At 59.7% G+C, this 19,882-nt stretch carries 17 protein-coding genes; 7 read left to right on the top strand and 10 right to left on the bottom strand.

The window, feature by feature from the left end:
• Positions 1-105 precede the first annotated feature (105 nt).
• The 8 genes from fabI to gloB all read right to left on the bottom strand — a co-directional run bounded on the left by fabI (position 106) and on the right by gloB (position 10,935).
• Positions 106-900 (bottom strand): enoyl-ACP reductase FabI, encoded by a 795-nt coding sequence (gene fabI, locus ACA061_RS11540; RefSeq protein WP_007910591.1) that lies wholly within the window; start codon positions 898-900, stop codon positions 106-108.
• A 19-nt stretch (positions 901-919) separates the two neighbouring features.
• Entirely contained in the window at positions 920-2,530 is a 1,611-nt protein-coding gene (locus ACA061_RS11545; RefSeq protein WP_150618183.1) for an ABC transporter ATP-binding protein, read from the bottom strand.
• A gap of 1 nt (position 2,531) precedes the next feature.
• Positions 2,532-3,551 carry an ABC transporter permease gene (locus ACA061_RS11550; RefSeq protein WP_150605136.1) on the bottom strand — a complete coding sequence of 340 codons (1,020 nt, stop codon included), beginning with the start codon at positions 3,549-3,551 and terminating at the stop codon, positions 2,532-2,534.
• 1 nt (position 3,552) lies between these two features.
• The gene (locus tag ACA061_RS11555; RefSeq protein ID WP_150605135.1) at positions 3,553-4,626 is read right to left on the bottom strand and encodes a microcin C ABC transporter permease YejB; all 1,074 of its coding nucleotides are present in this window, start codon (positions 4,624-4,626) and stop codon (positions 3,553-3,555) included.
• A gap of 4 nt (positions 4,627-4,630) precedes the next feature.
• Positions 4,631-6,472 carry an extracellular solute-binding protein gene (locus ACA061_RS11560; protein ID WP_150618184.1) on the bottom strand — a complete coding sequence of 614 codons (1,842 nt, stop codon included), beginning with the start codon at positions 6,470-6,472 and terminating at the stop codon, positions 4,631-4,633.
• Positions 6,469-8,301 (bottom strand): extracellular solute-binding protein, encoded by a 1,833-nt coding sequence (locus ACA061_RS11565; protein WP_497301611.1) that lies wholly within the window; start codon positions 8,299-8,301, stop codon positions 6,469-6,471. Before ACA061_RS11565 ends, ACA061_RS11560 begins: the two co-directional genes overlap by 4 nt.
• A gap of 303 nt (positions 8,302-8,604) precedes the next feature.
• Positions 8,605-10,068: a transglycosylase SLT domain-containing protein gene (locus ACA061_RS11570; protein ID WP_497301613.1), complete on the bottom strand. Its 1,464-nt coding sequence runs from the start codon at positions 10,066-10,068 to the stop codon at positions 8,605-8,607.
• A gap of 99 nt (positions 10,069-10,167) precedes the next feature.
• On the bottom strand, positions 10,168-10,935 hold the full coding sequence (gene gloB / locus ACA061_RS11575) for a hydroxyacylglutathione hydrolase (RefSeq protein ID WP_150605522.1): 768 nt from the start codon (positions 10,933-10,935) through the stop codon (positions 10,168-10,170).
• Positions 10,936-11,001: 66 nt separating this feature from the next.
• On the opposite strand from gloB, the gene ACA061_RS11580 reads away from it, so the two are divergent.
• The 5 genes from ACA061_RS11580 to ACA061_RS11600 all read left to right on the top strand — a co-directional run bounded on the left by ACA061_RS11580 (position 11,002) and on the right by ACA061_RS11600 (position 16,336).
• Complete coding sequence (locus tag ACA061_RS11580; protein ID WP_150605521.1) at positions 11,002-11,760, top strand: class I SAM-dependent methyltransferase; 759 nt, start codon at positions 11,002-11,004, stop codon at positions 11,758-11,760.
• 91 nt (positions 11,761-11,851) lie between these two features.
• Positions 11,852-12,313 carry a ribonuclease HI gene (gene rnhA / locus ACA061_RS11585; protein ID WP_150595434.1) on the top strand — a complete coding sequence of 154 codons (462 nt, stop codon included), beginning with the start codon at positions 11,852-11,854 and terminating at the stop codon, positions 12,311-12,313.
• 190 nt (positions 12,314-12,503) lie between these two features.
• Positions 12,504-13,262 carry a DNA polymerase III subunit epsilon gene (dnaQ, locus tag ACA061_RS11590; RefSeq protein ID WP_047300751.1) on the top strand — a complete coding sequence of 253 codons (759 nt, stop codon included), beginning with the start codon at positions 12,504-12,506 and terminating at the stop codon, positions 13,260-13,262.
• Between the two features lie 189 nt (positions 13,263-13,451).
• The gene (locus ACA061_RS11595; RefSeq protein WP_497301616.1) at positions 13,452-15,707 is read left to right on the top strand and encodes an Orn/Lys/Arg family decarboxylase; all 2,256 of its coding nucleotides are present in this window, start codon (positions 13,452-13,454) and stop codon (positions 15,705-15,707) included.
• A 14-nt stretch (positions 15,708-15,721) separates the two neighbouring features.
• Positions 15,722-16,336: a GNAT family N-acetyltransferase gene (locus ACA061_RS11600; protein ID WP_150595431.1), complete on the top strand. Its 615-nt coding sequence runs from the start codon at positions 15,722-15,724 to the stop codon at positions 16,334-16,336.
• Here the strand turns inward: ACA061_RS11600 and ACA061_RS11605 are convergent.
• Entirely contained in the window at positions 16,302-17,195 is an 894-nt protein-coding gene (locus ACA061_RS11605) for a LysR family transcriptional regulator (RefSeq protein ID WP_150604969.1), read from the bottom strand. The two genes, ACA061_RS11600 and ACA061_RS11605, sit on opposite strands and share 35 nt — an antisense overlap.
• 85 nt (positions 17,196-17,280) lie before the next feature.
• Positions 17,281-17,517, bottom strand: coding sequence for a hypothetical protein (locus ACA061_RS11610; RefSeq protein WP_150618188.1), 237 nt, complete (start codon positions 17,515-17,517; stop codon positions 17,281-17,283).
• A 181-nt stretch (positions 17,518-17,698) separates the two neighbouring features.
• Here ACA061_RS11610 and ACA061_RS11615 point away from each other — a divergent pair, with 181 nt between their 5' ends.
• Both ACA061_RS11615 and ACA061_RS11620 read left to right on the top strand, forming a co-directional pair.
• Positions 17,699-18,256 carry an NADPH-dependent FMN reductase gene (locus tag ACA061_RS11615; RefSeq protein ID WP_150604971.1) on the top strand — a complete coding sequence of 186 codons (558 nt, stop codon included), beginning with the start codon at positions 17,699-17,701 and terminating at the stop codon, positions 18,254-18,256.
• A 257-nt stretch (positions 18,257-18,513) separates the two neighbouring features.
• Complete coding sequence (locus tag ACA061_RS11620; RefSeq protein WP_210555175.1) at positions 18,514-19,797, top strand: arsenic transporter; 1,284 nt, start codon at positions 18,514-18,516, stop codon at positions 19,795-19,797.
• The last annotated feature ends 85 nt before the right edge of the window (positions 19,798-19,882 follow it).

Consider the following 19,882-nt stretch of genomic DNA (forward strand, 5'->3'; position numbering starts at 1 on the left):
CGAACGACGGGGAGAATCTCCGGTGGTACATAGTTATTGCCCGTGCACGACTTTTGCGCAGGCGAAAAAAAACCGCCTCGAAAGGCGGTTTTTTCTACATCGAAATCACTCTTCGATGTTGCCCATGGCGGTGGTGTTGAAGCCGCCGTCCACGTACATGATTTCACCGCTGATGCCCGACGCCAGGTCAGAGCACAGGAACGCGCCGGCGTTGCCGACTTCGTCGATGGTGACGTTGCGACGCAGTGGGGTTTGCGCTTCGTTGGCGGCCAGCATCTTGCGGAAGTTCTTGATGCCGGAAGCGGCCAGCGTACGGATCGGGCCAGCCGATACGCAGTTGACGCGGGTGCCGTCCGGGCCCAGGGAACCGGCCAGATAACGTACGCCAGCTTCCAGCGAAGCCTTGGCCATGCCCATTACGTTGTAGTTAGGCATGGTGCGCTCGGCGCCCAGGTACGACAGGGTCAGCAGGCTGCCGTTGCGGCCTTTCATCATTTCGCGGCCGGCTTTGGCCAGGGCCACGAAGCTGTAGGCGCTGATGTCGTGAGCGATGCGGAAACCGTCACGGGTGGTGGCTTCGGTGAAGTCGCCGTCCAGTTGGTCGCCCGGGGCGAAGCCAACGGAGTGCACGATGCAGTCCAGGCCGTCCCACTTCTTGCTCAGTGCTTCGAAGACCTTGGCGATTTCTTCATCGCTTGCCACGTCGCACGGGAAGCACAGCTCAGGGCTCGAACCCCAGCCTTGGGCGAATTCTTCAACACGACCTTTCAGTTTGTCGTTCTGATAAGTGAAGGCAAGCTCAGCGCCCTCGCGATGCATGGCGGCAGCGATGCCGGATGCGATGGACAGCTTGCTGGCGACACCGACGATCAGTACGCGCTTACCGGCGAGAAAACCCATGTGTTGCTCCTCTTTCAGGTTATTGCGCAGTGGCTGGTGCCAAAAAAGCGGCTTCCAGCAACTGCTGTGTATACGGATGTTCAGGGGCGGCAAAGATTGCTTGCGCGTCTCCCTGTTCGACCACTTGGCCATGCTTGACCACCATCAACTGGTGGCTCAGCGCTTTGACGACAGCCAGATCATGGCTGATGAACAAATACGTCAGGTTGTACTTGGCTTGCAGTGAACGCAACAGTTCCACCACTTGCCGCTGCACCGTCCGGTCGAGCGCCGACGTCGGCTCGTCCAGCAGGATCAGCGCCGGTTTGAGCACTAACGCTCGAGCAATGGCGATGCGTTGCCGTTGCCCACCGGAAAATTCGTGAGGGTAGCGGTGCCGGGTTTCCGGATCCAGACCTACCTCCTTCAATGCCGCAATAATTGCCGCTTCCTGTTCGGCAGCGGTACCCATCTTGTGAATCCGCAGGCCTTCACCAACGATGTCGCTGACGCACATCCGCGGGCTCAGACTGCCGAACGGGTCTTGAAACACCACCTGCATCTCCCGGCGCAACGGGCGAATCTCGTTCTGCGTCAGGCAGTCTAGCTGCTTGCCTTCAAAACGGATCGCGCCTTTGCTGCCGATCAGCCGCAAAATCGCCAGACCCAGCGTGGATTTACCGGAACCGCTTTCGCCCACAATCCCCAAAGTCTGACCTTGAGGCAGGCTGAAATTGATGCCGTCCACTGCCTTGACGTAATCCACCGTGCGCTTGAGCAGGCCTTTCTTGATCGGGAACCAGACTTTCAGGTCCTCGACCTCAAGCAGCGGCGCCCCGATTTTATTGGTCGCCGGGCCTCCGCTGGGCTCCGCGCCGAGCAATTCCCGAGTGTACGGATGCTGTGGCGAACGGAACAGCTCTGCGCACGATGCCTGTTCGACGATGCAACCGCGCTGCATGACACATACGCGGTGCGCAATTCTTCGCACCAGGTTCAAATCGTGACTGATCAGTAGCAACGACATGCCCAATCGGGCCTGAAGTTCCTTGAGCAAATCGAGGATTTTCAGCTGAACGGTCACGTCCAGCGCCGTGGTCGGCTCATCTGCGATCAACAGTTCCGGCTCGTTGGCCAAGGCCATCGCGATCATCACCCGCTGGCGCTGGCCGCCGGACAGTTCGTGGGGCAGGGCCTTGAGGCGCTTGTGCGGCTCGGGGATGCCGACCATCTCCAAAAGCTCCAGCGTGCGCTTGGTCGCGACTTTGCCGGTCAGACCCTTGTGAATGCCGAGCACCTCGTTGATCTGCTTCTCGATCGAGTGCAGCGGATTGAGCGAGGTCATCGGCTCCTGAAAAATCATCGCGATGCGGTTGCCGCGGATGTGGCGGATGGTTTTCTCGCTCAGGTTCAGCAGGTTTTGCCCGGCGTAATTGATGCTGCCGGCCGGATGCCGCGCCATCGGATACGGCAGCAAACGCAGGATGGAGTGGGCGGTCACCGATTTGCCCGAGCCGGATTCGCCAACCAGCGCCAGGGTTTCGCCGCGTTTGATGTCGAAGCTCACGCCCTCTACCACCCGGTGCAGGCGCTCGCCGAAACCGAATTCGACGGCGAGGTCGCGCACTTCGATCAGATTGTCCTGATTCATTTCACTTCCTCGGGTCGAAGGCATCGCGAGCGGACTCGCCGATAAACACCAGCAAACTCAACATCAGCGCCAGCACCGCAAACGCACTCATGCCCAACCACGGCGCTTGCAGGTTGGATTTACCCTGAGCCACCAGCTCGCCCAGCGACGGGCTGCCGGCCGGCAAGCCGAAACCGAGGAAGTCCAGCGCGGTGAGGGTGCCGATGGCGCCAGTGAGGATGAACGGCATGAAGGTCATAGTCGACACCATGGCGTTGGGCAGAATGTGGCGGAACATGATCGCCCCGTTCTGCATGCCCAGAGCCCGCGCTGCGCGCACGTATTCAAGGTTACGGCCACGGAGGAACTCGGCACGCACCACATCAACCAGACTCATCCACGAAAACAGCAACATGATCCCCAGCAGCCACCAGAAATTCGGCTGGACGAAACTGGCCAGAATGATCAACAGGTAGAGCACCGGCAAACCTGACCAGATCTCAAGAAAACGCTGTCCGGCCAAGTCGACCCAACCACCATAGAAGCCCTGCAAGGCCCCGGCGATCACGCCGATGATCGAACTCAGAATGGTCAGCGTCAGGGCAAACAGTACCGAAACGCGGAAGCCGTAAATCACCCGCGCCAGCACATCGCGACCTTGATCATCGGTGCCCAGCAGGTTGTCCGCCGACGGCGGGGCAGGGGCCGGGACTTTCAGGTCGTAGTTGATGCTCTGATAGTTGTACGGAATCGGCGCCCACAGCACCCACGCATCCTTGGCCTTGAGCAGTTCGCGGATGTACGGGCTCTTGTAGTTGGCCTCCAGCGGAAATTCGCCGCCGAAGGTGGTTTCCGGGTAGCGCTTGATCGCCGGGAAGTACCAGTTGTTGTCGTAGTGCACCGCCAGCGGCTTGTCGTTCGCGATCAATTCGGCGCCCAGGCTTAGCCCGAACAGGATCAGAAACAGCCACAGCGACCACCAGCCGCGCTTGTTGGCCTTGAACAGTTCGAAGCGGCGGCGGTTGAGAGGGGACAGGTTCATCTCAATGCTCCCGGCTTTCGAAGTCGATACGCGGATCGACCAGGGTGTAGGTGAGGTCGCCGATCAGTTTCACTACCAGCCCCAGCAGGGTGAAGATGAACAGGGTGCCGAACACCACCGGGTAATCGCGGTTGATCGCCGCTTCAAAACTCATCAGACCGAGGCCGTCGAGCGAGAAGATCACCTCGACCAACAGCGAGCCGGTGAAGAAGATACCGATGAACGCCGACGGAAAACCGGCGATCACCAGCAGCATGGCGTTGCGGAAGACATGGCCGTAGAGCACGCGATGCCGGGTCAGGCCCTTGGCCTTGGCGGTGACCACGTATTGCTTGTTGATCTCGTCGAGGAAGCTGTTTTTGGTCAGCAGGGTCATCGTCGCGAAATTGCCGATCACCAATGCTGTCACCGGCAGCGCCAGGTGCCAGAAGTAATCGAGGACCTTGCCGCCCATGCTCAATTCGTCAAAGTTGTTGGAGGTCAGGCCGCGTAACGGAAACCAGTCCAGATAACTGCCGCCGGCAAACACCACGATCAGCAGGATCGCGAAGAGGAACGCCGGGATCGCGTAGCCGACGATGATTGCCGAACTGGTCCAGACATCGAAGTGACTGCCGTGCCGCGTGGCTTTGGCGATCCCCAGCGGGATCGACACCAGGTACATGATCAGCGTGCTCCACAGCCCCAGCGAGATCGATACCGGCAGCTTTTCCTTGATCAGGTCGATGACCTTGGCGTCGCGGAAGAAGCTGTCGCCAAAATCCAGAGACGCGTAGTTCTTGACCATGATCCACAGACGTTCCGGGGCCGATTTGTCGAACCCGTACATGTGCTCGATTTCCTTGATCAGCGCCGGGTCCAGGCCTTGCGCGCCGCGATAGGCGGAACCGGCCACCGACACCTCGGCACCGCCGCCGGCGATGCGACTGGTGGCGCCTTCGAAGCCTTCGAGCTTGGCGATCATCTGTTCCACCGGCCCGCCGGGCGCAGCCTGAATGATCACGAAGTTGATCAGCAAAATGCCGAACAGGGTCGGGATGATCAGCAACAGTCGCCGAAAGATATACGCCAGCATCTGATTACTCCGTGCCCGCAGGGTCGGCTTGCAGTTTGGTTTCGACTTCTATTGCCGGTTTTGCGTCAGGTTTGACCCACCAGGTATTAATCCCGATGTCGTACTTGGGCGAGACTTTCGGGTGGCCGATGTGGTTCCAGTACGCGACGCGCCAGGTCTTGATGTGCCAGTTGGGGATCACGTAATAGCCCCACTGCAACACGCGGTCGAGCGCGCGGGCATGGGCCACGAGACTTTTGCGCGTATCGGCGTTGATCAGGTTTTCGACCAGTTGATCGACGATCGGGTCTTTCAAGCCCATGGTGTTGCGGCTGCTCGGCTTGTCAGCGGCGGCACTCATCCAGAATTCGCGCTGCTCGTTACCCGGCGAATTGGACTGCGGGAAACTGCCGACAATCATGTCGAAGTCCCGCGAACGCACGCGATTGATGTACTGCGAGACATCGACACGGCGGATCACCAGATCAATGCCGAGGTCGCTGAGGTTGCGCTTGAGCGGCAGCAGCACGCGTTCGAAGTCGGTCTGTGTCAGCAGAAATTCGATGACCACCGGTTTGCCATTAGCGTCGACCATTTTGTCGTCGACGATCTTCCAGCCGGCCTCTTGCAGCAGTTGATAGGCCTCGCGCTGCTGCGTGCGGATCATGCCGCTGGCGTCGGTTTTCGGATTCTCGAAGGCTTCGCTGAACACCTGCGCCGGCAGTTTGCTGCGGAAGGGCTCGAGGATCGCCCGCTCATCGGCGTCAGGCAGGCCGGTGGCGGCCATTTCCGAGTTCTCGAAATAGCTGCGGGTGCGCGCATAAGCGCCGTTGAACAGTTGCTTGTTGGTCCATTCGAAATCGAACAGCAGGCTCAAGGCCCGTCGCACGCGCATGTCCTGGAACACCGGGCGACGCAAGTTGTAAATGAAGCCCTGCATGCCGGTCGGGTTGCCGTTGGCGATCTGTTCCTTGATCAACCGACCTTCGGTGACGGCCGGGATGTTGTAGGCGTTGGCCCAACTCTTGGCGGTCATTTCCAGCCAGAAATCGAATTGGCCGGCCTTCAGTGCTTCGAGGGCGACGGTGTTGTCGCGGTAGTAATCGGTGGTCATCGTGTCGAAGTTGTAGAAACCGCGATTGACCGGAAGGTCCTTGCCCCAGTAATCCTTGACCCGTTCGTAGCGCACCGAACGCCCGGCTTTCACTTCGGTGACCTTATAGGGGCCGCTGCCGAGCGGAATTTCCAGGTTGCCCTTGTTGAAGTCACGGCTGGCCCACCAGTGTTTCGGCAGCACCGGCAACTGGCCGAGGATCAGCGGCAGTTCGCGGTTGTTGGCGTGCTTGAATTTGAACAGCACTTTCAACGGGTCTTCTGCGATGACTTCGGCAACGTCATTGTAGTAGCCGCGAAACAGCGGTGAGCCTTCCTTGGTTAGCGTCTCGAAACTGAACACGACGTCGTCGGCGCGTACCGGGTGGCCGTCGTTGAAACGCGCTTCGGGACGCAGATAGAAGCGTACCCAACTGTTGTCCGGGGCCTTTTCGATCTTGCCGGCGATCAGACCGTATTCGGTGAATGGCTCGTCGAGGCTGTGCTTGGTCAGGGTGTCGTAGATCTGGCCGATGTCATCGGCAGGCACGCCTTTGCTGATGAACGGGTTGAGGCTGTCGAAGCCGCCGGACCCGGCCTGGCGAAAGGTCCCGCCCTTGGGCGCGTCGGGATTCACATAGTCGAAATGCTTGAAATCGGCCGGGTATTTCGGCGGCTCGTTGTACAGGGTCACGGCGTGTTGCGGGGCGGCAAACACCAGCCCGGCGAACAGCAAGCCGCTGGCCTGCACGAGCAGGGCGCGGATCGGTTTCATTGATCTTTCTCCGAAGACTTCAGCCACCATGCGCTCAGGCCCAGCGTATAGGGCGGCGTGGTGACAAAGGCCAACCGGTTGCGGTAGGCCAGACGATGATAATTGAGGTACCAGTTGGGAATGATGTAGTGCTGCCAGAGCAGTACGCGGTCGAGGGCCTTGCCGGCGGCGACCTGCTCGTCGCGGGTGCGCGCCGCAAGCAATTGTTCGAGCAGGTGATCGACCACCGGATTGGCGATGCCCGCGTAATTCTTGCTGCCCTTGATCCCGACCTGGCTGGAATGGAAGTACTGCCATTGCTCAAGGCCCGGGCTGAGGGTCTGGTTGAGCGTCATCAGGATCATGTCGAAGTCGAATTGATCGAGGCGTTGTTTGTACTGGGCGCGATCCACGGTGCGCAGGCGCGCGTCGATACCGATGCTTTTGAGGTTCTCGATGTACGGCTGGAGGAGGCGTTCCAGGTTCGGATTGACCAGCAACAGCTCGAAGCGAAATGGCTGGCCAGCGGCGTTTTGCAGGCGTTGGCCATTGAGCTTCCAGCCAGCCTCGCCGAGCAACGCCAGTGCCTTGCGCATGGTGTCCCGAGGGACGCCGCGCCCGTCGGTCTGCGGCAGGGTGAACGGCTCGGTAAACAGCTTGGCCGGCAGTTGCTCCTTGTACGGCTTGAGCATCAGCCATTCGTGCCCGACTGGCAGGCCGCTGGCGGAAAATTCGCTGTTGGGGTAGTAACTGGTGGTGCGCTTGTACGCATTGCTGAACAACGCGCGGTTGGTCCACTCGAAGTCGAACATCAGGCCCAGCGCTTCGCGAACCCTGGTGTCAGCGAAGGTCGCTCGCCGGGTGTTCATGAACAGGCCCTGACTCTGGGTCGGGATCTGATGCGCGATCTGCGCCTTGATCACCTCGCCACGGCGCACGGCCGGGAAGTTGTAGCCGTTGGCCCAGTTCTTCGCCTGATGCTCGATGTAGATGTCGAACTCGCCGGCCTTGAAGGCTTCGAAGGCGACGTCGCTGTCGCGGTAGAACTCGACTTGCATGCGATCGAAATTGTACTTGCCGCGATTGACCGCCAGGTCCTTGCCCCAGTAATCCTTGACCCGCTCGAAAATCAACTGACGCCCCGGCGTCACCGAAGTGATGCGGTACGGGCCGCTGCCCAGCGGCGGTTCGAAGGTGGTGGCCTTGAAATCGCGGTCTTTCCAGTAGTGCTGCGGCAGCACTGGCAACTCGCCCAGGCGCAGGATCAACAGCGGATTGCCCGAGCGCTTCATCACGAAACGAATGCGCTGCTTGTTGAGAATGTCGACCCGCAGGACTTCCTGCAGCGCGGTGCGATACAGCGGATGACCTTCCTTGAGCAGCAACCGGTAGGAGAACGCGACGTCGTAGGCGGTGATGGGGGTCCCGTCGTGGAAGCGTGCTTCCGGGCGCAGATTGAACACTACCCAGCTGCGATCTTCGCTGTACTCCACCGATTGCGCGATCAAGCCGTAGCTGGATGCCGGTTCGTCACCGGATGGCGAATACTGGCCGGTGCCGACCATCAACGGTTCGTTCAGCTCGTTGATGCCGTACTGGAGGAAATTCCCTGTGGAAACCGGGCTGGTGCCTTTGAAGGTGTACGGATTGACCGTATCGAAGGTGCCGAACGCCATTACCCGCAACGTACCGCCCTTGGGCGCTTGCGGGTTGACCCAGTCGAAGTGGGTAAATCTGGCCGGGTACTTGAGCGTGCCGAACTGCGCATAACCGTGACTTTCGGTAATCGTCGCGCTTGCGGATGAGCTCAAGGCCAGGCTGATCAGGAGCAGGAGGAGGGGACGCTTCAAGTCAGATCTGATCCAGGCGGCTTGGGCTTTGTGGGCCGTACAGTAACAGCTTGTCTGGGCAGGAAAAAGATAGCGGGTTAATGCGGGGTTAATCGTAGCTCCCTGAGTAGTCTTTTTCCCCTGTGGCGAGGGGATTCATCCCCGTTGGACTGCGCAGCAGGCCTGCCTTTTGGGGATCAAAAGAGGGGCCGCTGCGCGCCCCAGCGGGGATAAATCCCCTCGCCACAGAATTCCCTGGCCATAAGAGCCCATCAATATTTTTTCATAAAAAAAGCCCCTGAATTTCAGGGGCTCTTTCATCAATCAATGCGGCGAATAAACCGTGAGCATCTGCCCAGGCTTCAGCGCCTTGCCGGCGCCCGGGTTCCAGCGTTTGAGATGTTGCATCTCTACGTTGAAACGCTTGGCCACCACATACAGCGTGTCGCCGCGCTTGACCTTGTACTTGGTCTGCTGGGCGCTCTCGGCCTTGCCTTTGGTCTTGCTGTTGGCCGCGATTACGGTGTTGACCCGGCCACTCTTGCGCGCAGGGCTGCGCTTGGTGTTGTCCTGCATCACCAGGGTCTGGCCGACCTTGAGATTCTTGCCGGTCAATTTGTTCCAGCGCTGCAGATCCTTGACTTCAACCTTGTTGGCCTTGGCGATGGTGCCAAGGTTGTCGCCGCGCTTGACGCGATAGGCGCGCTTGAGTTGCGCCACTTCGGTCGGGTCAGCACCTTCGAATACCGGTTTCAGCGAACGCGGGCTGATCAACTCGTCAGCTCGCATGGTTTGCAGGCTGGCGGTCAGCAGTTGCGCCTTGGACGTCGGCACCAGCAAATGCTGAGGGCCGTCGATGGTGGTGCGCTGCTTGAAGGCCGGGTTGAGCTGGAACAGTTCGTCTTCGTCGATGTTGGCCACCGCAGCGACTTTCGACAAATCCATGCGCTGGTTGATTTCGACGACCTGGAAGTACGGTTCGTTGGCGATCGGGTTGAGGTTCACCCCGTAGGCTTCCGGCGCCAGGACCACTTGCGACAGCGCCAGCAACTTTGGCACGTAGGCCTGGGTTTCCGCTGGCAGCGGCAGGTTCCAGTAGTCGGTTGGCAGGCCGAGCCTTTCGTTACGCTCGATCGCGCGGCTGACCGTGCCTTCACCGGCATTGTAAGCGGCCAGCGCCAGCAGCCAGTCACCGTTGAACATGTCGTGCAGACGGGTCAGGTAGTCCATGGCAGCGGTGGTCGAGGCGGTAATATCGCGACGGCCATCGTAGAAGCGGGTCTGACGCAGATTGAAATAACGACCGGTAGACGGAATGAACTGCCAGAGACCCACCGCGTTGGCCCGGGAATAGGCCATCGGGTTGTAGGAGCTTTCAATCACTGGCAGCAGGGCCAGCTCCAGCGGCATGTTGCGTTCTTCGAGGCGCTCGACGATGTAATGAATATAGAGACTGCCGCGCTCGCCAGCGCTCTCGAGAAAAGAGGGGTTACTGGCGAACCACAGGCGCTGCTGCTCGATGCGCGGGTTCACACCCAGGCCTTCCTGCAACTGGAAACCCTGGCGCATGCGCTCCCAGACATCCTGAGGAACCTGAGGGGTGGGCTTCTCGGTCAGCCAGATCGGCTTCTGCTTGGCTCGCGCAGCAATGTTCGGCGTATGGGTCGCTTCAGGCTGCGGAGCATGGCTGGAGCAGCCCGCCAGCGTGGCGGACACAGCCACCGCGATGGCTTGTGCCAGGCGGGTCAGCGCGTCTGAATTGACGGACTTACGTATGGATGACGACATTGGCTGGAAGTAAGTTCCGGGCGAAAATGTCGGGCGATTCTAGAAAGCGCACCCCTTGCGGTCAACCATTCAGAATATTTGTATCAGGCGATGGGGTAGTTAGAACGTATCTTTCCATGCTCGCAGAGCCGCAAAAACCTCGCTCGGCGCCCGGTTTTGAGCGCCTTCCCGTTCGTCCACTTTTTGTGTAACTAATGTTTCAGCTGTGCGCAAAAACGGATTTGTGAGCTTTTCCAGGGCCAGAGTCGAAGGCAGCGTCATGACCCCGTTCTGCCGTTGCTGGGTGACTTTTTCCAGACGGGCGGCAATGTCTGCGTTGCTCGGTTCAACCGCGGCGGCAAACTTTAGGTTGCTCAGGGTGTATTCGTGGGTGCAATAGACCAGCGTATCCTCGGGCAGCGCGGCGAGTCGGCTCAGCGAGTGATGCATCTGCTCAGGCGTGCCCTCGAACAAGCGGCCACAGCCGGCGGCGAACAGCGTGTCTCCGCAGAACAGCAAGCCGTGGTGATAATAGGCAATGTGTCCCAAGGTGTGACCCGGCACCGCGTAGACATCGAAGTCCCAGCCGAGCACGCTGACGCTGTCGTTGTCCTTGAGTGCCACGTCCCGTGCCGGAATGTTTTCGCTGGCCGGGCCGTAGACGGTGGCGCCGCTGGCCTGCTTCAGGCGCTCGACGCCGCCGACGTGATCGTGATGATGGTGGGTGATCAGGATATCGCTCAGCGTCCAGCCAGGATGGGCGTCGAGCCACGCCAGCACGGGCGCGGCATCGCCCGGATCGACCACCACGCAGCACTGGGTGCGGTGATCCTGTAACAACCAGATGTAGTTATCGGTGAACGCGGGCAGGGCACTGATCTGTATCATCGTCGGAATTCGCCAAGCGGAAAACATTGGCGCATCTTAGTAGTTCCTGGCGCGTTGGAGAATGACATGACCGATAAAGCGTTCGCTCAGGCTGATCCCGACTGGCTGGCGTTGATCAGCGCCGCCCGTGAATGGCTGGCGGGCCCGCTCGGGCAATTTCTGCTGGATGAAGAGCGGCGCATGCTCGAAGACGAGCTGGGCCGGTTCTTTGGTGGCTATCTGGTGCACTACGGCCCCTCGGCCGAAACCCCGCCGTCAGCGCCGCAAGTGCAGCGCAATGTGCGACTCGGTGCGCCGCTGCCGGGTGTCGAGATCGTCTGCGAAGAGCAGGCCTGGCCATTGAGCGAGCACGCCGCCGACGTGGTGGTGATGCAACACGGTCTGGATTTCTGTCTGTCACCTCACGGCCTGTTGCGCGAAGCGGCGAGCAGCGTGCGCCCAGGCGGGCATTTGTTGATTATCGGAATCAATCCCTGGAGCACCTGGGGCCTGCGCCATGCGTTTGCTCATGACGCCTTGCGCAAGGCGCGCTGCATCTCGCCATCGCGGGTTGCCGATTGGCTCAATCTGCTGGGCTTTGCGCTGGAGAAACGCCGCTTCGGGTGCTATCGTCCGCCGCTCGCGTCGCCCAAGTGGCAGGCCCGTCTGGCCGGCTGGGAACGCAAGGCCGGTGACTGGCAATTGTCGGGAGGCGGCTTCTACTTATTGGTAGCGCGCAAGATTGTGGTCGGGCTACGCCCGCTGCGTCAGGAGCGTCGCGAGCCGATGGGCAAGCTGATTCCGCTGCCGATGGCCAAGGTCAACCGCCGCCGCATCGAACCGTAAACCTTCTTTTTATAGTGGCCGGACTTGCTTCGGCCGCGGTCATCGTCAATCCGCGATTGGCGAGGCACGCATTTTTTCTGGATAGATTGGCATGAGCGAAAGCGTCGAAAGCGTAGAACTGTTCACCGATGGCGCCTGCAAGGGCAATCCCGGCCCGGGCGGCTGGGGCGCCTTGCTGGTGTGCAAGGGCGTCGAAAAGGAACTGTGGGGCGGCGAAGCAAATACCACCAACAACCGCATGGAACTGCTCGGCGCGATCCGTGGCCTCGAAGCCTTGAAGCGACCTTGTGAAGTGCTGCTGGTGACTGACTCGCAATACGTGATGAAGGGCATCAACGAGTGGATGGTCAACTGGAAGAAGCGCGGCTGGAAGACAGCTGCCAAAGAGCCAGTCAAGAACGCTGATCTGTGGAAAGAGCTGGACGAACAGGTAAACCGCCACAAGGTCACCTGGAAGTGGGTGCGCGGGCACATTGGTCATCACGGTAACGAGCGCGCCGACCAGTTGGCCAACCGTGGGGTTGATGAGGTTCGCGGGTACAAGCAGAGCTGATTTCTCCTGATGCACCGTGGAGGCCCAATCGCCAGCAGGCTGGCTCCCACAGGGGATCTGTGAATGACATAGATCTCGTGTGGGAGCCAGCCTGCTGGCGATGGCCGCGCCACGGTCTGACTGAAACACCCCGTCGAGCGTGTTAACATCCGCGTTTTTGCACGATTGACCCGTTGAGAGCTGAGCACTGATGGCCACCAGATCCGTTGTACTCGATACCGAAACCACCGGCATGCCGGTGACCGATGGTCACCGGATTATCGAAATCGGTTGTGTCGAACTGATCGGTCGGCGCCTCACGGGCCGACACTTTCACGTCTACCTGCAACCGGATCGCGAGAGTGACGAAGGCGCCATCGGCGTCCACGGCATCACCAACGAATTCCTGGTCGGCAAGCCACGCTTTGCCGAAGTCGCTGATGAATTCTTCGAGTTCATCAAAGGCGCACAACTGATCATCCACAACGCGGCGTTCGACGTTGGCTTCATCAACAACGAATTCGCTTTGATGGGTCGACAGGATCTCGCCGACATCACGCAACACTGCTCGATCCTCGACACCCTGATGATGGCCCGGGAACGTCACCCGGGTCAGCGCAACAGCCTCGATGCTTTGTGCAAACGTTATGGCGTCGACAACTCCGGTCGTGAACTGCACGGCGCCTTGCTCGACTCGGAGATTCTCGCCGACGTTTACCTGACCATGACCGGTGGCCAGACCAGTCTGTCGCTGGCCGGCAATGCCTCCGACGGCAACGGCACGGGCGATGGATCGGACAACTCCGCTACCGAAATTCGCCGCTTGCCGGCTGATCGCCAGCCAGCACGGATTATTCGTGCGACTGAAGATGAACTGGCTGCGCATCTGGTGCGGCTGGAGATCATTGCCAAATCGGCCGGTGGCCCGGCGTTGTGGACGCAGATTGCCGAGGCTGACGCCCAAGCCTGAAGATCAAAAGATCGCAGCCTGCGGCAGCTCCTACAGGGGATTGCATTCCAATGTAGGAGCTGCCAAAGGCTGCGATCTTTTGCTTTTGGCGCCATGAAGCCAACTGGCCACCCTCGCCACTTTCGCTGCAACCCTCTACCCTGAATGCATTGGCAGATTTGAATCCGCCGCCTCAGGACACTGAGCCCCATGTACAAAGATTTGAAATTTCCGGTGTTGATCGTCCATCGCGACATCAAGGCCGACACGGTCGCCGGCGATCGTATCCGAGGCATTGCCCGGGAGTTGGAGCAGGAAGGTTTCAGTATCGTTTCGGCCACCGACTACGCGGAAGGGCGTCTGGTGGCTTCGACCCATCATGGTCTCGCGTGCATGTTGATTGCCGCCGAGGACGCCAGCACCGACTCGCATCTTTTGCAGAACATGGCCGAACTGATCGGCCTCGCGCGGGTGCGGGCGCCGGATCTGCCGATCTTTGCCCTGGGCGAGCAAGTCACCCTGGAAAATGCCCCGGCCGACGCCATGGCCGAGCTCAATCAACTGCGCGGCATCCTTTATCTGTTCGAAGACACCGTACCGTTCCTGGCCCGGCAAGTCGCGCGGGCGGCGCGCAAGTATCTCGATGGTCTGCTGCCGCCGTTTTTCAAGGCGCTGGTGCAACACACCGCCGACTCCAATTATTCCTGGCACACGCCCGGCCATGGCGGCGGCGTGGCGTATCACAAGAGTCCGGTGGGGCAGGCGTTTCATCAGTTTTTCGGTGAAAACACTCTGCGCTCCGACTTGTCAGTGTCGGTGCCGGAACTCGGTTCTCTGCTTGATCACACCGGTCCGCTCGCCGAGGCAGAAGCCCGCGCAGCTCGCAATTTCGGAGCCGACCACACGTTTTTCGTGATCAATGGCACCTCGACCGCCAACAAAATTGTCTGGCATTCGATGGTCGCTCGCGATGATCTGGTGCTGGTGGATCGCAACTGCCACAAGTCGGTGCTGCACGCGATCATCATGACCGGCGCGATCCCGTTGTACCTGTGCCCGGAGCGTAATGAACTGGGGATCATCGGCCCGATACCGCTTAGCGAGTTCAGCCGCGAATCAATCCAGGCCAAGATCGACGCCAGTCCGCTGACCAAGGGGCGCGCGCCGAAAGTGAAACTGGCGGTGGTCACCAATTCGACCTACGACGGGCTCTGTTACAACGCCGAACTGATCAAACAAAGCCTGGGCAATAGCGTCGAAGTGCTGCATTTCGACGAGGCCTGGTACGCCTATGCGGCGTTTCACGAATTCTTCGCCGGGCGCTATGGCATGGACACTTCGCGCAGCGAAGACAGTCCTCTGGTATTTACCACCCATTCCACTCACAAAATGTTGGCGGCGTTCAGTCAGGCCTCGATGATTCATGTGCAGGACGGCGGCGCGCGGCAACTGGATAGTGATCGTTTCAATGAAGCATTCATGATGCACATCTCGACCTCGCCGCAGTACAGCATCATCGCCTCGCTGGACGTGGCCTCGGCGATGATGGAAGGCCCGGCCGGGCGCTCGCTGTTGCAGGAAACCTTCGACGAAGCCCTGAGTTTTCGCCGCGCGCTGGCCAATCTGCGTCAGCACATCGCGGCGGATGACTGGTGGTTTTCGATCTGGCAGCCACCGGGTGTCGAAGGCATCGACCGCGTGCACACCGAGGACTGGCTGCTGAAGCCTGACGCCGACTGGCATGGTTTCGGCGAGGTCAGCGACGATTACGTTTTGCTCGATCCGATCAAGGTCACGCTGGTGATGCCGGGGCTGAACGCCGGTGGCGCGTTGAGCGAGAAGGGCATCCCGGCGGCGGTGGTCAGCAAGTTCCTCTGGGAGCGTGGGCTTGTGGTGGAGAAGACCGGGCTGTATTCGTTCCTGGTGTTGTTCTCAATGGGCATCACCAAAGGCAAATGGAGCACGTTGCTCACCGAGTTGCTGGAGTTCAAGCGCAGTTACGACGCTAACATCAGTCTGGCGACGTGTCTGCCGTGTGTCGCCCAGGAAGACACCGCGCGCTATCGCGGCATGGGCCTGCGGGATCTGTGTGATCAATTGCACGCCTGTTATCGCAGCAATGCCACCGCCAAACATCTCAAGCGCATGTACACGGTGCTGCCGGAAATCGCCATGAAGCCGGCCCACGCTTACGATCATCTGGTGCGCGGTGAAGTCGAGGCGGTGCCGATCGACGAGCTGGAAGGGCGGATTGCCGCCGTGATGCTGGTGCCGTATCCGCCGGGAATCCCGTTGATCATGCCCGGTGAGCGCTTTACCGAGTCGACGCGCTCGATCATCGATTACCTGAAATTTGCCCGCACGTTTGATAGCAGCTTCCAGGGTTTTGTAGCTGATGTGCATGGACTGCAACATGAAGATGAAGGCAATGGGCGACACTACACCGTCGATTGCGTCAAGGAATGAGGAGCTTTGCGAGCATGCAACCGGTCATGAATCCAAAACACCCAGGGCTGTCGGTGCGGGTTGCCGATGAAGGTTTTGCGCCTTATATCTGGGGCAGCGACTTCAGTTTTGAAGTCGCAGCGTATGGTGCCGCTGTAATCGGCAAACCCGTCGAACAGTGGCGTGTGACGCCCATCGTGCCGTACCGCAAGTGCTACGGCATTGATCCCGAGGAGTTCAGCAGCTTTCACAAAGCTGCCGACAGCGCGATATTCATGGCCTACCTCGATGATGAGCCGGTGGGCCATCTGGTGATCAGCACCAACTGGAACGGCTTTGCCCATATCGATGAACTGGCGGTGCACGCACCAGCCCGTCGCCATGGCGTGGCCAAGGCTTTGCTGGATGTGGCGCAGTTCTGGAGTCGCAAGAAGAAGCTGCCGGGGATCATGCTGGAAACCCAGAACAACAACCTCGGTGCCTGTCGGCTGTATGAGCGTTGCGGGTATGTGATTGGCGGCGTCGACCAGTTGCGCTATCGCGGTATTGATCCGAACACCGCAGAAGAGGCGCTGTTCTGGTATCGATTGTTCGATAACCCGCTGGAAAATCCGCTCAGCTCGACAACATCGCCTCGGCTTGTTCCGTGATGATCGCCAGTAACGTCTGAATCGTCGATGACGGTGCGACGTGTTTGAAGGTCAGGGCGTAGAGGCTGATCGGCACGGCAGGCGAGAGCGGGCAGACATCCAGCCCGGCCGCGCGCGCACCGAGCGCGGTAAACGGGTCGACGATGGCCAGCCCTTCGCCAGCCTCGACCATGCTGCGCATCATCTGGTGGGTTTGTACGCGGGTCTGGATACTCGGCGCCGGACGCACGGCCTGGAGTTTGTGATCCAGCGCCGGGCTCAGCGGGTCCTGACCGTCGAGGCCGACCATCGCCTGGCCTGCCAGATCCTGTAGGGAAATGTACTTTTGTCGGGGTTGCAGCCAGCCGTGCGGCGCGAGCAGTTGCAGCTTGCTGTGGGCCAGTGGCTGGCAATGAATGTCTGGATGTTCGGGATCGTGCAGGCTCAAGCCGAGATCGCTTTCGCGCAGCAGCAGACTGCGGACGATGTCGCGGGTCGGTGCGCTGAGCAGGCTGCACGGCGCGTCTGGCACGCGTCGGCGCAGGGCGGCGAGGCTGTGCGGGAGTAATTGTTGCGCCAGCGGCGGGGTGCCGATGATGCGCAGCGGCGGTGCGAGGTATTGCTTGAGGCTGCTGGCCAGACGTTGCACTGGTTCCAGCGCTTCATAGACGTGGGCGATTTCCACTTGCAACGCCCGCGCCTCGGGCGTCGATTGCAGGCGCCCGCGAACGCTGGCGAACAGCATGAACCCCAACTGACTCTCGGCTTCGCGCAAACGCTCTTCGACTTCGGTCACCGGCAACTGCAGCCATTCGGCGGCGGTGCCCAGGTGACCAGTCTGCAAGAGCGCCTGAATCACTTCGATATGGCGTAAACGCATGCGTGAAGTCCATGTTCAGCAGGTGGGGTCAGAGGCTGAATCCTACCCCAAGTCTGCGCATATGACTTCTGCTCATAACGCACGGTTATGAAGCGACGATTGGCTCAGGTTCGCGGGTCAGGATAATGCCTGACTGAACCAGCTTGAATTCGGCGTCATCAAGTTTCTCGATGCGATCGCCAATCGCCAATTTGTAGGTGGTGACGGGCTCCGTGCCGGTGATTCCGTCCGCAGACGGGGTGGATTCCTGGAACTCATGCACGGAATAAACGCGGCCTTCCGCATCTCTTGCATGGAACTGACCGACGAGTACTGCTGCCATCTGCTTAGAACCTCTGGAGATAAATCGCTTGATTTGCGGCTTGGTAGACCGTCATCAAGTGCTGTAAGTTTTCCTACAGGAAAAAAATAATCAGCAGGCGGGAATTTCCCTCCTCTGCTGGTGAAATCGTCATCGGATCATCTATAACTAGTGGCTCCCCCACTGACAGTCGAGAGTTTCCATGAGCAATGTCTACAACGTCGCGGTAGTGGTTGGTAGCCTGCGCAAAGCTTCGATCAATCGCAAGGTCGCTTTGGCACTGGCTGAGCTGGCGCCAGCGAACCTCAAGCTTGAGATTATCGAGATTGGCGACCTGCCACTGTACAACGAAGACATCGACGGTGATTCACCGCCCGCAGCCTACAGCACTTTCCGTGAAAAAGTGGGTTCATCCGACGCGTTGTTGTTTGTGACGCCGGAGTACAACCGTTCCGTGCCGGCTCCGCTGAAGAATGCCATCGATGTCGGCTCGCGGCCTTACGGCAAGAGCGCTTGGAGCGGCAAGCCGGGCGCGGTGATCAGCGTATCGCCGGGGGCTATCGGTGGTTTTGGCGCGAACCAGCACCTGCGCCAGTCGTTTGTGTTTCTTGATGTGCACTGCATGCAGCAACCGGAAGCCTATTTGGGTGGCGCGGGTTCGGCTTTTGACGAGGCGGGCAAGCTGAGTGAAACGGTGAAGCCGTTCCTGCAAAAATTCATTGATGCCTATGGGCAGTTTGTCGAACAACACAAGAAGTAAGCCAGGACCGAGAACCCCTGTGGCGAGGGGATTTATCCCCGATGGGTTGCGAAGCGACCCCCAGCATTCCTCAGTCATACCTGTTTGCAGGTTTGACGACTGCTTCGCAGCCGATCGGGGATAAATCCCCTCGCCACAGATTATTTTCAACTCTGCCTATTTCTTGACTGCACAACATTGCTCGCCACAGGGATCTTCTTTCCACAAGTCGGTGTATTGTTCGCGCCTCCTTTTTCCCTTTCTGAAGGTTGCTGTAGATGCTCGCTGCGTCACTGATTTTCCTGCTGACTATTACCCTCGTGATCTGGCAACCCAAAGGCCTCGGCGTCGGCTGGAGTGCGACGTTGGGCGCGGTGCTGGCGTTGATCTTTGGGGTGGTGCACCTGAGTGATATCCCGCTGGTGTGGCAAATCATCTGGAACGCCACCGGCACTTTTGTCGCGCTGATCATCATCAGCCTGCTGCTCGATGAGGCCGGTTTTTTCAATTGGGCCGCGTTGCACGTGGCGCGCTGGGGGCGGGGCAGTGGGCGCAAGCTGTTTGCCTTCATGGTGCTGCTCGGCGCGCTGGTGTCGGCGCTGTTCGCCAATGATGGGGCGGCGTTGATTCTCACGCCGATTGTCATTTCCATGCTGCTGGCGCTGCGGTTTTCACCGGCAGCGACCCTGGCGTTCGTCATGGGCGCAGGGTTTATTGCCGACACCGCAAGCCTGCCGCTGGTGGTGTCGAACCTGGTCAACATCGTCTCCGCTGACTTCTTCAACATCGGCTTCAACCGCTATGCGGCGGTGATGGTGCCGGTGAACTTCGTCAGTGTGGCCGCGACGCTGGGCATGCTGATGTGGTTTTTCCGTCGCGATATTCCGGCGGCTTACGACCCCGAACAGCTCGAGCGTCCAGAAACCGCGATCCACGACAAAGCCACGTTTTACGCCGGTTGGGCGGTGTTGGCGATATTGCTGATCGGCTGTTTCGCGCTGGAGCCGCTGGGCATTCCGATCAGTGCGATTTCCGCTGTCTGCGCGGCGCTGCTGCTGGCGATCGCCGCCCGTGGTCACAAGATTTCCACACGCAAAGTGGTGAAAGACGCGCCGTGGCAGATCGTGATTTTCTCGCTGGGCATGTATCTGGTGGTCTACGGCCTGCGCAATGCCGGATTGACCGGGTATCTGGCCGGTTGGCTCGATGTCTTCGCCGGTCATGGCGTGTGGGGCGCGGCGTTCGGGACTGGTGTGCTGACGGCAGTGCTGTCATCGATCATGAACAACATGCCGACGGTGCTGATCGGGCTCTTGTCGATTGATGCCAGTCAGGCGAGCGGAGTGGTCAAGGAGGCGATGATCTACGCCAACGTGATCGGCAGCGACCTGGGGCCGAAGATCACACCGATTGGCAGTCTGGCCACTTTGCTGTGGCTGCATGTGCTGGAGCGCAAGGGGATCCGGATTGGCTGGGGGTATTACTTCCGGGTGGGGATTGTGCTGACGGTGCCGGTGTTGTTGGTGACGTTGGCGGCGTTGGCTTTGCGCTTATCCCTCTGACCGGGTTGACCCAATCGCTGGCAAGCCAGCTCCCACAGGTTCTGTGTGCACCACGAAACCTGTGGGAGCTGGCTTGCCAGCGATG

The organism is Pseudomonas sp. LBUM1668, from assembly GCF_059695715.1.

What these genes read in the sequence shown, in the direction of transcription:
- ACA061_RS11595 (WP_497301616.1), top strand. Translation starts at nt 13,452, where the DNA reads ATGTACAAAGATTTGAAATTTCCGGTGTTGATCGTCCATCGCGACATC.
- gloB (WP_150605522.1), bottom strand. Translation starts at nt 10,935, where the DNA reads ATGATACAGATCAGTGCCCTGCCCGCGTTCACCGATAACTACATCTGG.
- fabI (WP_007910591.1), bottom strand. Translation starts at nt 900, where the DNA reads ATGGGTTTTCTCGCCGGTAAGCGCGTACTGATCGTCGGTGTCGCCAGC.
- ACA061_RS11620 (WP_210555175.1), top strand. Translation starts at nt 18,514, where the DNA reads ATGCTCGCTGCGTCACTGATTTTCCTGCTGACTATTACCCTCGTGATC.
- ACA061_RS11605 (WP_150604969.1), bottom strand. Translation starts at nt 17,195, where the DNA reads ATGCGTTTACGCCATATCGAAGTGATTCAGGCGCTCTTGCAGACTGGT.
- ACA061_RS11580 (WP_150605521.1), top strand. Translation starts at nt 11,002, where the DNA reads ATGACCGATAAAGCGTTCGCTCAGGCTGATCCCGACTGGCTGGCGTTG.
- ACA061_RS11545 (WP_150618183.1), bottom strand. Translation starts at nt 2,530, where the DNA reads ATGAATCAGGACAATCTGATCGAAGTGCGCGACCTCGCCGTCGAATTC.
- ACA061_RS11560 (WP_150618184.1), bottom strand. Translation starts at nt 6,472, where the DNA reads ATGAAACCGATCCGCGCCCTGCTCGTGCAGGCCAGCGGCTTGCTGTTC.
- ACA061_RS11550 (WP_150605136.1), bottom strand. Translation starts at nt 3,551, where the DNA reads ATGAACCTGTCCCCTCTCAACCGCCGCCGCTTCGAACTGTTCAAGGCC.
- ACA061_RS11615 (WP_150604971.1), top strand. Translation starts at nt 17,699, where the DNA reads ATGAGCAATGTCTACAACGTCGCGGTAGTGGTTGGTAGCCTGCGCAAA.
- rnhA (WP_150595434.1), top strand. Translation starts at nt 11,852, where the DNA reads ATGAGCGAAAGCGTCGAAAGCGTAGAACTGTTCACCGATGGCGCCTGC.
- ACA061_RS11555 (WP_150605135.1), bottom strand. Translation starts at nt 4,626, where the DNA reads ATGCTGGCGTATATCTTTCGGCGACTGTTGCTGATCATCCCGACCCTG.
- dnaQ (WP_047300751.1), top strand. Translation starts at nt 12,504, where the DNA reads ATGGCCACCAGATCCGTTGTACTCGATACCGAAACCACCGGCATGCCG.
- ACA061_RS11610 (WP_150618188.1), bottom strand. Translation starts at nt 17,517, where the DNA reads ATGGCAGCAGTACTCGTCGGTCAGTTCCATGCAAGAGATGCGGAAGGC.
- ACA061_RS11600 (WP_150595431.1), top strand. Translation starts at nt 15,722, where the DNA reads ATGCAACCGGTCATGAATCCAAAACACCCAGGGCTGTCGGTGCGGGTT.
- ACA061_RS11570 (WP_497301613.1), bottom strand. Translation starts at nt 10,068, where the DNA reads ATGTCGTCATCCATACGTAAGTCCGTCAATTCAGACGCGCTGACCCGC.